The sequence below is a fragment of the Devosia sp. Leaf64 genome (genome assembly GCF_001421945.1).
GTDB lineage: Bacteria > Pseudomonadota > Alphaproteobacteria > Rhizobiales > Devosiaceae > Devosia.
In genome coordinates this window covers 415,898-427,819 of sequence record NZ_LMLO01000021.1, presented here as the reverse complement: position 1 = coordinate 427,819, position 11,922 = coordinate 415,898, and the positions used below count along the sequence as shown (strand labels likewise).

Genomic DNA, 11,922 nt, shown 5'->3' with positions numbered 1-11,922 from the left:
TCAATGTCATCACGCCGCACCGAAAATCGTCATGCCGCCGCCCCGGGGCTCGACACTCGACCGCCAGAAGAGGTCTTGGATCTCTTGGCAGACGGGCAAGCCGAGGCTGCGCTGAGCGTGCGTTCGGCTGTAGCAGATTTGGCGCGCGCCGCCATACTCGCGGCGGAAACGATCGAGGCAGGTGGGAGGCTCGTCTACGCGGCGGCAGGCAGTTCGGGCCTGATGGCTTTGGCCGATGCACTGGAACTGCCTGGCACGTATGGAATCAGGCGAGAGCAGATCGTTGTCTTATTGGCTGGTGGGGCCGATGCGCTTGTGAACATGACAGGCGGCCCGGAGGACGACGGCGACGCAGCGCGACAGGCCATTGAGACATTGCAGCTCGATAGCCGGGATTGCGTGATCGGCGTTACTGCTAGTGGCCAGACACCCTACCCCGTTGAGGCATTGCTTACGGCGAAGACAAGCGGCGCGAAGACGATCGGCTTTGCCAATAATGCCGGGACGCGCATTCTCGAAATCGCAGATGTGGGTATCTGCCTGCCAACGCCGCCGGAGGTGATTGCCGGATCGACCCGCATGGGCGCGGGCACTGCGCAGAAGATCGCGCTCAATATGCTGTCGACGATGATGGCCATCCACCTCGGCCACGTGCATGACGGCTACATGGTCAATGTGGTGGCCGACAATATCAAGCTGCGAGAAAGAGCGAAGGGTATTGTTGCGGCGATTTCCGGGGCCAGTGCTGAACGCGCTGCGGCGGCGTTGGAGACGAGCGAGGGAGCGGTGAAACTGGCGGTATTGCTGGCCGCTGGCGCGGCAGATCTCGGCGCGGCCGAAGCGATGTTAGCTGAGCACCAGGGACATTTGCGGCCGGCTCTGGCTGCAGTGCAAGGCTGAGCCACTGCGTCCATTCAAATGGTCAAGTAGCCCTCATCCTGAGGTGCTCGCCACAGGCGAGCTTCGAAGGACGAGGGCGTGCACCGATATTTAAGTGCCACGCCCTCGTGGTTCGAGGCTTCGCTACGCTGCGCACCTCACCATGAGGACTGCTGAGGGCTACCTCAATTGATTGGCACACCGGAAGACGGGCACGCTCGACAGCGTCTTTGCGTCCAGCTCTATGAGCGATCGAACCATAAAGACATGCCCCTGCCCCGGCAGTAGTGTGACCAGCATATCGTCGATTTCTGCGTCCGGATGAAGGCGATCCACAAAGAGGCAGATGTCCTTGAGGAAGCTCTCGGCCGCCACTGTCACTTTCCAGCTTTCGTCCGCGCGTTCGACCGTTAGGCTGAACTTTGGTTCGGGCAGCGCGAGGTCGATGTCCTCGGTAAAATAGTAGAAGGCCGTGCTGTCGTGCATTGTGGCGACAAGCAGTTCGTTGGATTTGTCGCTGGGCGTCGCAACATCGGCGGGGATCGGGAGTTCGGCCGCTGAAAGACGATCTGCGCATAGGCGCCAGTGGGTCCATTCTGCGAGGACCGTGCCGTCGAAGCGGAGGCGCTTGATGGTAACGGGACCGCGCCAGAAGAGCGTGCGTTCGTTGACGGCAATGACGCTGAAGCCCTCGCCGCGTGGTTGGATGGTCAGCAGGTGCGGATGGTAGACGGCGCGGAGCGCGTACCAGAGCGGTTTCAGGCGCCCATAGCCGTCAATCGCGGCCCAAGAATTGACGGGCCAGCAGTCGTTCAATTGCCAGACGATGGCGCCCATATTGCGGCCGCGATGGCTGCGCATGTGTTCGATGCCGAACGTGATGGCGCGGGCCTGATTGAGCTGCGTGGCGAAGTGCCAATCATCCATATTTTGCGGTTCGGGCAGGTGGCCCTTGAGACCACGCAAAAGCTTGTCGTTGCCGATGGTCGCCTTTTGGTGATGCCAAACGCCGGGCGACGTCGGAGTCAGCGGATTGTCGTGGACCGATTGGATCAGCGTTGCCCACGTCGGCGGAGCTTGCCAGCCAAATTCGGAGCAGAAGCGCGGGACAGAGTCGGCGTAATGCTCGTAGCCTATCTCGTTCCAGACATCCCAAAGGTGGGTGCAGCCGTGGGCGGGATCATTGGGGTGGATGTCCATCGAACCCGAATAGGGGCTGCCAGCCCAATAGGGTCGCGTCGGGTCGAGTTCGGCGACGAGGCGCGGCAAGAGGTCGAGATAGTAGCCGAGGCCCCACGTTCGGCCATCAAGCGCTTCCTGCCAGCCCCAATCGAACCAGCCCCAGATATTCTCATTGTTGCCGTTCCAAAGCACCAGCGAGGGATGCGGCATGAGGCGGACTATGTTGTCGCGCGCTTCGGCTTCGATTTCGGCGGGGAGATCGCCTTCTTCCGGATAGGCGGCGCAGGCGAACAGAAAGTCTTGCCAGACAAGCATGCCCTGACGGTCGCATTCCTCGTAGAAGGCGTCAGTTTCATAGATGCCGCCACCCCAGACACGGAGCATGTTGATGTTGGCGTCCTTCGCCTCGGCGATCCGGGCGGCATAGCGCTCAGGCGTGACGCGCGGCAAGAAGCAATCGTCGGGAATCCAATTGGCGCCGCAGATATAGACGGGCACATCGTTGATGACGAAGGTGAATGGAGTACCTTCGTCATCAGGCGTGGTGTCGAGGCGGAGGGAGCGGAAACCGATCTTTCGCTGCCAGGTGTCCAAGACGGTATCACCAGCGAGCAGCTCAATCGCCAGGTCATAGAGCGGTTGATTGCCGAGACCGGTGGGCCACCAAAGTTGAGGGCTGGGAATGGTTAGTTCCGCAAAGCCGGCCGGCAACGTGACCGTTTCGCCAGCGACTGAGACGCGCAGCATCAGGTCGGAAGTTTCGCCTTCGATCTCGGCGTCGATGCCAACGTGGCCGTCGGCGCCTTTGAGGGTGATTTCCGGACGGATCGCGCCGAGACGCGCTGTTGACCAGGACTGTAGCGTAACGCCCTTCCAAAGACCGGTCGTAACCAGAGTCGGGCCCCAGTCCCAACCGAAATTGCAGGCCATCTTTCGCATGAGATTAGCCGGACCGGGATAGTTGTTCGGCCGTGGCTCATAGATCTTGTCGAGCGCTTCGCCGCGTGTCCAGGCGGATTCGAAGGTGACCGCGAGGTGGTTTTCGCCAGCACGCAGATGATCGCGAACAGCGAAACGGTAGGTCCGGTTCATGTTGGCGGTTTCGCCAAGTGTGACGCCGTTCAGCACGACGGTCGCAAAGGTGTCGAGGCCTCCGAAGACGAGGTCGACGTTTTCGGAGCCGTCATCTGTCCAATTAAATGTCTTCTCGAAGCGCCAGTCGCATTTGCCCACCCAGTCGACGGCGATTTCGTTGAGATCGAGATAGGGATCAGGAATGAGGCGAGCGGCGAGAAGATCGGTGTGGACGGTGCCCGGCACGGTAGCGCGGATCGTGCCCGGGAGGCCCGGTGTGGCACCTGGACCGCCGAGACAGGATAGGGTCCAACCGCTGTTTAGCACTTGTTCGTTTCGCGCCATGTCCGGCTCCTCACCCATTCGACGGCGCTTCCATACAACAGAAGTTTGGCGGTCCGGACGAAATTTTCAGTTGGAAATGTCGAAGCACCTGTGGCCCTTTCGTCGCCAGGGCAGATCCAACCCAATAGAGGGCATCAAATGAGCAATGACACTATCGATACCGACCGCGACCTGGTTCTGGCCCGCCTGATCGACGCGCCGCCGGAAGCTGTCTATCGCTGCTGGACCGAGCCAGCGCTGATGACGCAGTGGTTTGCGCCAAAGCCTTGGTCGACGCCACGGGCGACCGTCGATCTGCGGGTGGGCGGCGGAAATGTGGTGGTAATGGCTGATGAGGCGGGCAACGAATATCCCAATCCCGGTCAGTATCTGGAAATCGTGCCGAACAAGAAGCTCGTTTTCACCGACGCCTATGTCGGGGACTGGAAGCCTTCGGCCAAGCCGTTCTTTACCTGCACGCTGACCTTCGAGAACGAAGGTGGCAAGACGAGGTATACGGCAGTCGCGCGGCACTGGAATAAGGAAGACAAGGAGGCCCACGAGAAGATGGGTTTTCACGAGGGTTGGGGTTTGGTTGCCGCGCAGCTTGAGGAAGTCGCTAAGGGGCTTTGAGAAGCCCCCTCATCCGGCCCTGCGGGCCACCTTCTCCCCGAGAGGGAGAAGAACAACTGGTGCGCACCATTCCTCTCCCACTTGGGGAGAGGGTGGATCGCGCATAGCGCGAGACGGGTGAGGGTTTTACCCAGCCGCCACCGCTGTGCGCGGCATTTCCGAGAAAATCTCCGCCTTCCCGTCACGAATGATGACGATCTCTTCGAGCCGCAGGCCGAACTGGCCTTGTAGATAGATGCCGGGTTCGATGGAAAAGACCATGCCTTCGTCGAGCACGGTTTCGCTGGTGCCGGTGATATAGGGGGCTTCGTGGACGTCGATGCCGAGGCCGTGGCCGGTGCGGTGAAGGAAATTGGGACCATAGCCGGCATTGGTGATGACGTCGCGAGCCGCCTTGTCGACTTCGCTGGCTTTGGCACCGGGAACGGCGGCTGCGATGGCGGCTTCGACGGCGCGGTCGATGATCGAATGAATCTGGCCATAGCCTTCCGGCGCCGACTGGAAATAGCCCATGCGGGTCATGTCGGATGGATAGCCATCTAGGCGGCAGCCGGTATCGATCAGCACGGCATCTCCGGATTTGAGTTGGGTCGCGCCGGTGTGATGATGTGGGAAGGCGCCGTTGGGACCGAAGCAGACCGAGCAGAATTCGGTTGTGGCGCCATTGGCTTTGTAGAAATCACCAATGAAGGCGGCGACGTCGAGTTCGGTCATGCCGGGCTTTAGGGCGGCAAAGGCGGCAGCGACGGTGCGGTCGTTGAGAAGATGCGCGGCCTTGAGCCGCTTATATTCGTCTTCGTCCTTGCGCGAGCGGAGATAGCCAACCGTGTCCTGGGTGAAGCGGCGCTTGGCGCCCGGGAGCGCATCGAGCAGCAGCAGCGAAAAATCGGTGCGCATGGTTTCGTCGAGCACGATCGAGGGACTGACCCGCGAAATGCCTGTGGCGTCGATCAGTTGTTCGAGTGCGGCGCTGGGACCATCGGCATCGGCCCAAGGGAAGAAGGGCAGATCGGTGTGCTGGCGGGAGCTATCGACGTTCAGCGCTGGCATCAGGAAGCCGGCATAAGTCTGGCTCACGAGCAGCATGACCGGGCGCTCATCGCCATGGGGCGAGAGATCAGCAAGCCAACGCATGTGGCTCGAGGGGCCGATGGCAACGAGATCGGTCGAGGTCTCGGCCATGCGGCGGCGGAGATTGGCCATGCGGGTGGTGAGCGTGGGATTCATGACGGGCTCGCGAAGTTGGAAAAGATGGGCGGAGCCGAGCGGGAGGAGGATGCCCGACTCCGCAGGCGGCGGGAGGAGGGACTTGTCGCCGCCAAGGATGGTCGCGGAGTTTGGGCTCCGCGACGCCGTTCGGATTAGTTCTTGGTCACGAGGCGATAGTAGACGAAGTCCGAGGTCGCGCCGTTGACATAGCCTTCCACATTGTTCGCCATGGCAATCGTGAGGGCGGCCTGGAACATGATGACGATCGGGCTTTCGGCCTGAACCTTCTTCTGCAGATCGACATAGAGCTCGTTGCGCTTGGCCTGATCGGGCTCGGCGAGAGCAGCATTGACCTCGTCGTTCATTTCCTGGGGTACGGCCCAAGCGTTACGCCAGGTCGTCGTCGCGGTGTAGTTGTCGTCCGCATTGTTCGAATTATAAGCGAAAGCCTTGGCGTTCGAATGCGGGTCCATGAAATCCGGGCCCCAATAGAGCAGCATGGCCTGGTGGGTACGCTCACGATACTTCGTGATCACCTGAGCACCAGTACCGGGCAGGATTTCGAAGTTGATGCCGGCTTCGGCAAAGCCAGCCTGCAGCGACTGGGCAATGTCGGTGAACGGGGTCGAGTTGATCACGTCGAGAGTGACATTGATCGGGGTTTCGACACCTGCATCAGCCAGGATTTGCTTGGCCTTTTCGACGTCGTAGGTGAACGGAGTTTCGTCATAGGAACCCGGGAAACCCTTGGGCCAAAAAGCCTGGTGCTTTTCCATCTGGCCCTTGAGGAAGGTCTCGGTCATCCCGTCATAGTCGACGAGGTAACGTGCGGCTTCCCAGACGGCTGGATTGGTCAGCGAGTCGGTCTTCTGGTTGAACGAGAGGAAGTGGACGGCGGCCTGCGGATAGGTCTCGACCTTGACGGTATCATCCGGCAAGCCCGAGATCTGGTCCGGGGTCAGGTTCTTGGCGATATCGACGTCGCCCGAGGTCAGCAGAAGCTGCTGGGTGGCGGCTTCGGCGACGTGACGGATGAGGATCTGCTTCATGGCGGGGACGCCACGGAAGTAGTTCTCGTTGGCTGTGAGACGTACGAGTTCAGCCGGGCGGTAATCGGTCATCACGAACGGACCCGAACCAGCCGAGTTGGTGTTGAGCCAGGCATTGCCCCAGTCTTCGCCTTCGACATGCTGGGAGACCAGCGCTTCGTCGACGATCGAGGCCGGGCGGGCAGCGAGAACGTTGAGCACGAAAGCCGAGGCGAAATCGCCATCCCACTTCACGGTGACGGTGTTGCCGTCGACGGTCACCATGTCGTCGATATTGTCGACAGTCCAGCCAAGCTGGGTCAGGATGAAAGCAGGCGTCAGGTTGAGCGTGATGACGCGCTTGAAGGAATAGAGCACGTCTTCTGCGCGGACCGGATTGCCCGAGGCAAACTTGGCATCGCGAATGGTGAAGGTGATCGACTTATTAGCGTCGTCAGCTTCCCAGCTTTCGGCAATGCCGCCGACGAGAGTGGACGTGTCTTCGGCTTCGTACTGAACGAGGCGATCGTAGACATTGGTGTTGATCTCGCCGGCCGAAAATTCATAGGCCTGGGCGGGATCGAGCGCGACGATATCGTCGATGTTCTGGGCGATGACCAGGGCATCGGCCGGGGTGGCGGCATAGACGGCGCCCGCTGCCAGCGGCAGGCTGAGCGCAGTCGCCAACAGGGCGGCGCGGAAAATCTTCATGTGCGTTTCTCCTTTGGAATGACTTTTTTGCGGACCGGCTTGTTGGCGCCGGTTTTGGGTTTCGCTGCCACCTGGCGCGCCGGGCGCGCGGTAGAGCGGAAAAGAGCGAGCGTGCCGGTCCATAAGAGCTTCGCCGGCCGATCGGTGTGATTGGACCAAGAATGGGGCCGGTTGCCACGGAAATGAAGGCTATCGCCGGCGTTCATCACCATTTCCTCGCCATCGAGGCGCTGGGTGATCGCGCCTTCTAGCACGTAGAGGATTTCTTCCCCCTCGTGGGCGACGGTTTCAGACCGATAGCCCGGCGGCACGCTCAGGACGAAGCTGGACAATTGATTGCCGGGAAATTCGGCGCCAAGGCGCTCATAGACGATGGAAGAGCCATCGATTGAGAAGCGATTGCGCTCCCCTGCCCGCGTCAGCGCATTGTGCGGCGCCGGAGTTGCGACAAAGTAGTCGATGGAAACACCGAGCGCCCGCGAAATCTGGGCGAGCGTGCCGAGCGAGGGCGTGGCATGATCGCGCTCGACCTGACTGAGATAACCGACCGAAACTTCGGCGGCGGCGCCAAGATCCATCAGCGTCATTTGCTGCTGGCGGCGACGGGCACGGATGAGCGCACCCACTTTCGGGTGCCCCTCATCCTCTTTTGCCAAAGCGTTTTGCGCCATGCGTCCCACCAAAATTTTTTTGATATAAGCAAAGTTTCTTGTATGGTGGAAGTGAAATGTGAAGGTTTTGCAATCTGCAGGAGAGTCAGCCTGCGGCAATAAAACCTTGTTATTGCGAGAGGATTTCGCATGACAACTGACCAGTCGGCGTTACCCTCGCCCGCGCCTCGAAATTTTACCAGCAAGCGTACAAAGCGACGCGCGCTGGCCATTGGCGGCTTTCTCGTTACGCTTTTCCTCACCTTTTTGGGGCTGCTCGCCATCACCTTCTTCATCGGCCGGGTGATCCCGATCGATCCGGTGCTCGCAGTGGTTGGCGACCGGGCAACGCAGGCGCAATATGATGCCGCCAAGATCGCCATGGGCCTCGATCGGCCGCTTTATGAGCAGTTTTTCACCTATGTGGTGAACGTCTTTTCGGGTGATCTCGGGCGGTCAGTTTCGACGGGCCGGGCAGTTGCGGACGATCTCAGCCGGTTCTTTCCAGCCACCTTTGAAATGGCGACGCTCGGCATTCTGATCGGTGTTGCTCTCGGCGTGCCACTCGGTGTCACTGCCGCCTCGCGTCAGGGCTCCTGGCTCGATCAGGCCATTCGTGTCGTGGGTCTTCTCGGCTATTCGGTGCCCGCCTTCTGGCTCGGGCTCGTAGGCCTTGCCCTCTTCTACGCACGCCTACGCTGGGTGGGTGGCCCCGGCCGTCTCGATATTTTCTTCGATGGCCTCGTGACGCCGATCACCGGCATGATCCTGATCGACAGCCTCATCCAGGGCGAGTTCGAGATCTTCATGAATGCGCTCTGGCACATTGTCCTGCCGGCGTCGGTGCTGGGCTTTTTCAGCCTCGCCTATATCGCCCGTATGACGCGTAGCTTCATGCTCGATCAGTTGAGCCAGGAGTTCGTGACCACCGCCCGCGTCAAAGGCGTGCCGGAGCGGATCGTCATCTGGCGGCACGCTTTCAATCCGATCCGCGTGCCGCTGATCACGGTTATCGGCCTCTCCTATGCGGGCCTCCTTGAAGGCTCGGTCATGATCGAGACAGTGTTCTCCTGGCCCGGCATTGGCAATTATCTGACGACGGCCCTGCTCAATGCCGACATGAACGCGGTGCTCGGCTCGACGCTGGTCATCGGCGCCGTCTTCATCGTCATAAATAAAGTTTCGGACGTGCTCTACCGCGTCCTCGATCCGAGGGCTCGCTGATGGCTTCCCGTGACTGGCTTCTCGCCGATTCTCCCACCTCGCGCTGGCAGGCCAATGCCGGCCGGACCTATCGTGTCTTTACCGCCCTTCTCCGCAATCCGCTTTCGGTGCTGGGCGGGGTGATCATCCTCGTCCTCCTGCTGACGGCTCTGTTTGCCCCGTGGATTGCTCCATTTTCGCCAACCGGACAAAACCTCAGCCAGCGCCTCCTGCCGCCATCCGCCGTCAACTGGATGGGCACGGACGAACTCGGTCGCGATATCTTCTCCCGCGTCGTCTGGGGTTCGCAGATTACCCTCACCATTGTCTTGCTGGTTGCGCTGATCTCGGCGCCGCTGGGGCTGCTGATCGGAGCCGTCTCGGGATACTTTGGCGGCTGGGTGGATCGCATCCTGATGGGCTTCACCGACATCTTCCTGTCGCTGCCCAAGCTGATCCTCGCGCTGGCTTTTGTCGCGGCGCTTGGGCCTGGCATCAACAATGCCATCATCGCCATCGCCATCACCTCGTGGCCGGCCTATGCCCGCATCGCCCGTGCTGAAACGCTGACCATCCGCAATGCGGAATATATCTCGGCCGTACAGTTGGCCGGTGGCGGGCCGATCCGCGTGATCGTGCAGCACATCCTGCCGCTCTGTACCTCTTCGATGATCGTGCGCGTGACGCTCGACATGGCTGGGGTCATCCTGACCGCAGCAGGCCTTGGTTTTATCGGCCTTGGCGCACAACCGCCGCTGCCCGAATGGGGTGCGATGATTTCGCGTGGCCGTACCTTCATTCTCGATCAGTGGTGGGTCGCGACCATGCCCGGCTTTGCCATCATCATCGTCTCGCTCGGTTTTTGTTTTCTTGGCGATGGGTTGAGGGATGTGCTCGACCCAAAGAGCGAGGGCAAGTCATGAGTGCTCCCTTGCTAGAAGTCGAAAATCTCCGGGTTTCGTTTCCGACCCATTCGGGCCGCGTCGAAGTGGTGAAGGGGCTTTCCTTCACCCTCGGCCGCGAACGGCTGGGTATTGTGGGCGAGAGCGGTTCGGGCAAGTCGATGACGGGTCGTTCGATCCTCAAACTCATCCGCAAGCCGGGTGAAGTGACTGCCGACAAGCTGCGTTTTGAGGGGATCGATATCCTCGATCAGAACGAGAAGCAGATGCGCGCCATTCGCGGCGCCCGCATTTCGATGGTCATGCAAGACCCAAAGTTCTCGCTCAATCCGGTGATGACCGTGGGCGAGCAGATCGCCGAGGCGCTGGTGACGCACCAGAAACTCGGGCGCAAGGAAGTGCAGCAGCGCATTCTCGACATGCTTGTTGCCGTGCGCATCAACGATCCCGAGCGCGTGGCAAAACTCTATCCGCATGAAGTTTCAGGCGGCATGGGCCAGCGCATCATGATCGCCATGATGTTGATCCCTGAGCCGGAACTGCTCATCGCCGACGAGCCGACTTCGGCGCTCGACGTTTCGGTGCAGGCGCAGGTGCTCGACATCATCGACGATCTCGTGACCCGCAAGGGCATGGGGCTGATCCTGATCAGCCACGATCTGGCGCTGGTGAGCCGCTATTGCGACCGGATTCTGGTGATGAATTCGGGCCAGGTGGTTGAGGAATGCGCGGCGGGGCAGTTGGACCAGGCGCAGCACCCTTATACGCGAGGCCTGCTGGCGGCCATGCCAGTGATTGACGAAACACGCGACGAATTGCCGGTGCTCGACCGGACACAATGGGCGGGCACATGAGCGCACTTACCCTCAAGAACCTCGACATTTCCTATGGCGACACCAAGGTCGTGCATGGGGTGAACCTCGAAGTGCCGGAAGGCGAAAGTTTTGCCCTGGTGGGCGAAAGCGGCTCGGGCAAGTCGACGATCCTCCGCGCCATTGCCGGGCTCGCCCCGGAATGGACCGGCGAGATTTCGGTGCTGGGCAAGCCTCGCACCCATGGCGTTGACCGCAATGTGTCGCGCCAGGTGCAGATGGTGTTCCAGGACCCCTATGGGTCGCTGCATCCACGAAAAACCATCGACTCCGCTCTCGCAGAGCCGCTCGCCATTCACGGCATTGGCAATCGCGGCGAGCGGGTGGAAGCCGTGCTCAAGCAGGTTGGCCTCGACCAGCGTTTCCGCTTCCGTTTCCCGCACCAGCTTTCCGGCGGCCAGCGCCAACGCGTGGCCATTGCCCGGGCGCTGATGCTTGAACCAAAAGTGCTGCTGCTCGACGAGCCGACTTCGGCGCTCGACGTTTCGGTGCAGGCTGAGATTCTCAATCTCCTCAAGCGCCTGCGCCGGGAACAGAACCTCACCTTCCTGATGGTGACGCACAACCTGCCCGTCGTGAGCTTCCTCTGCGACCGCCTCGCCGTGATGCGGCATGGCCGGATCGTCGAGATTGCCGACGTCGCCCAGCTCAAGCAGGGCGACCTCAAGGAGCCCTATTCGCGCGAATTGCTCGCCGCGACGGCCGCCTGATTTTTAGACCAAGGACTATTGAAATGACTGACCATTCCGCCGCCCTCGCCGCATTTGATTCAGCTATTGCCGAGGCCAAGGGTGTCGAGGCGGCGTTTGCCGCGCTGCAGACGCTGACCGAAGCGACCGTGGGCGTGAAGCTTTTCACCTATATGACCGTCGACATGGAAAACGAACTAGCTCGCCGCGCCTATACGAGCGATGCCGTCAGCTACCCGACTTCGGGCACCAAGCCGATCCACTACGATGCCTGGTTCGACATCGTGCACAAGCAGCACGCTTACTTCGTCGCCAACACCATCGAAGACATCGCCAAGGTGTTTCCGGACTATGAGCTGATCAATTCGCTCGGCTGCCAGTCGGTGGTGAACATGCCGGTGATCCTCGGCGGCGAACTTGTCGGCACCGTCAACATGCTGCACGAAACGGATTTTTATACGCCAGAGCGCGTGGCGGAGATCAAGGCAGTGCTGTCGATCCCGGCGAAGCTCGCCGCGGCAGCTGCTGCGCGCTGAGCTTAAAGTTCACGTAGAGATTCAAGAGGC

Annotated in this window: 11 protein-coding genes; 7 read left to right on the top strand and 4 right to left on the bottom strand. The window is 60.7% G+C overall.

Going from position 1 to position 11,922, the window contains the following annotated elements; all coding sequences use genetic code 11:
• The first annotated feature begins 3 nt into the window (after positions 1 to 3).
• Entirely contained in the window at positions 4 to 900 is an 897-nt protein-coding gene (locus tag ASE94_RS14945; RefSeq protein WP_062631364.1) for an N-acetylmuramic acid 6-phosphate etherase, read from the top strand.
• Positions 901 to 1,059: 159 nt separating this feature from the next.
• Here ASE94_RS14945 and ASE94_RS14940 read toward each other — a convergent pair whose 3' ends face one another.
• Positions 1,060 to 3,480, bottom strand: coding sequence for a glycoside hydrolase family 2 protein (locus tag ASE94_RS14940; RefSeq protein ID WP_244484052.1), 2,421 nt, complete (start codon positions 3,478 to 3,480; stop codon positions 1,060 to 1,062).
• Positions 3,481 to 3,618: 138 nt separating this feature from the next.
• Here ASE94_RS14940 and ASE94_RS14935 point away from each other — a divergent pair, with 138 nt between their 5' ends.
• Positions 3,619 to 4,092 carry an SRPBCC family protein gene (locus ASE94_RS14935; RefSeq protein ID WP_062631061.1) on the top strand — a complete coding sequence of 158 codons (474 nt, stop codon included), beginning with the start codon at positions 3,619 to 3,621 and terminating at the stop codon, positions 4,090 to 4,092.
• Between the two features lie 126 nt (positions 4,093 to 4,218).
• Here the strand turns inward: ASE94_RS14935 and ASE94_RS14930 are convergent, their stop codons facing one another.
• The 3 genes from ASE94_RS14930 to ASE94_RS14920 form a co-directional block, all read right to left on the bottom strand.
• On the bottom strand, positions 4,219 to 5,319 hold the full coding sequence (locus ASE94_RS14930) for a Xaa-Pro peptidase family protein (protein WP_062631060.1): 1,101 nt from the start codon (positions 5,317 to 5,319) through the stop codon (positions 4,219 to 4,221).
• Positions 5,320 to 5,453: 134 nt separating this feature from the next.
• On the bottom strand, positions 5,454 to 7,040 hold the full coding sequence (locus tag ASE94_RS14925) for an ABC transporter substrate-binding protein (RefSeq protein WP_062631059.1): 1,587 nt from the start codon (positions 7,038 to 7,040) through the stop codon (positions 5,454 to 5,456).
• Entirely contained in the window at positions 7,037 to 7,711 is a 675-nt protein-coding gene (locus ASE94_RS14920; protein WP_062631058.1) for an XRE family transcriptional regulator, read from the bottom strand. The genes ASE94_RS14925 and ASE94_RS14920 overlap by 4 nt, the downstream gene beginning before the upstream one ends.
• Positions 7,712 to 7,840: 129 nt before the next feature.
• Between ASE94_RS14920 and ASE94_RS14915 the strand changes: the two genes are divergently transcribed.
• From ASE94_RS14915 to ASE94_RS14895, 5 genes are read left to right on the top strand one after another with little or no spacing between them, the layout of a single operon-like run.
• Positions 7,841 to 8,914 carry an ABC transporter permease gene (locus ASE94_RS14915; RefSeq protein ID WP_062631057.1) on the top strand — a complete coding sequence of 358 codons (1,074 nt, stop codon included), beginning with the start codon at positions 7,841 to 7,843 and terminating at the stop codon, positions 8,912 to 8,914.
• Entirely contained in the window at positions 8,914 to 9,816 is a 903-nt protein-coding gene (locus tag ASE94_RS14910; RefSeq protein WP_062631056.1) for an ABC transporter permease, read from the top strand. Before ASE94_RS14915 ends, ASE94_RS14910 begins: the two co-directional genes overlap by 1 nt.
• Positions 9,813 to 10,649: an ABC transporter ATP-binding protein gene (locus tag ASE94_RS14905; RefSeq protein ID WP_061907073.1), complete on the top strand. Its 837-nt coding sequence runs from the start codon at positions 9,813 to 9,815 to the stop codon at positions 10,647 to 10,649. Before ASE94_RS14910 ends, ASE94_RS14905 begins: the two co-directional genes overlap by 4 nt.
• Complete coding sequence (locus tag ASE94_RS14900) at positions 10,646 to 11,377, top strand: ABC transporter ATP-binding protein (protein WP_062631363.1); 732 nt, start codon at positions 10,646 to 10,648, stop codon at positions 11,375 to 11,377. The genes ASE94_RS14905 and ASE94_RS14900 overlap by 4 nt, the downstream gene beginning before the upstream one ends.
• Before the next feature lie 23 nt (positions 11,378 to 11,400).
• Positions 11,401 to 11,892 (top strand): hypothetical protein, encoded by a 492-nt coding sequence (locus ASE94_RS14895; RefSeq protein WP_062631055.1) that lies wholly within the window; start codon positions 11,401 to 11,403, stop codon positions 11,890 to 11,892.
• Positions 11,893 to 11,922: the final 30 nt, after the last annotated feature.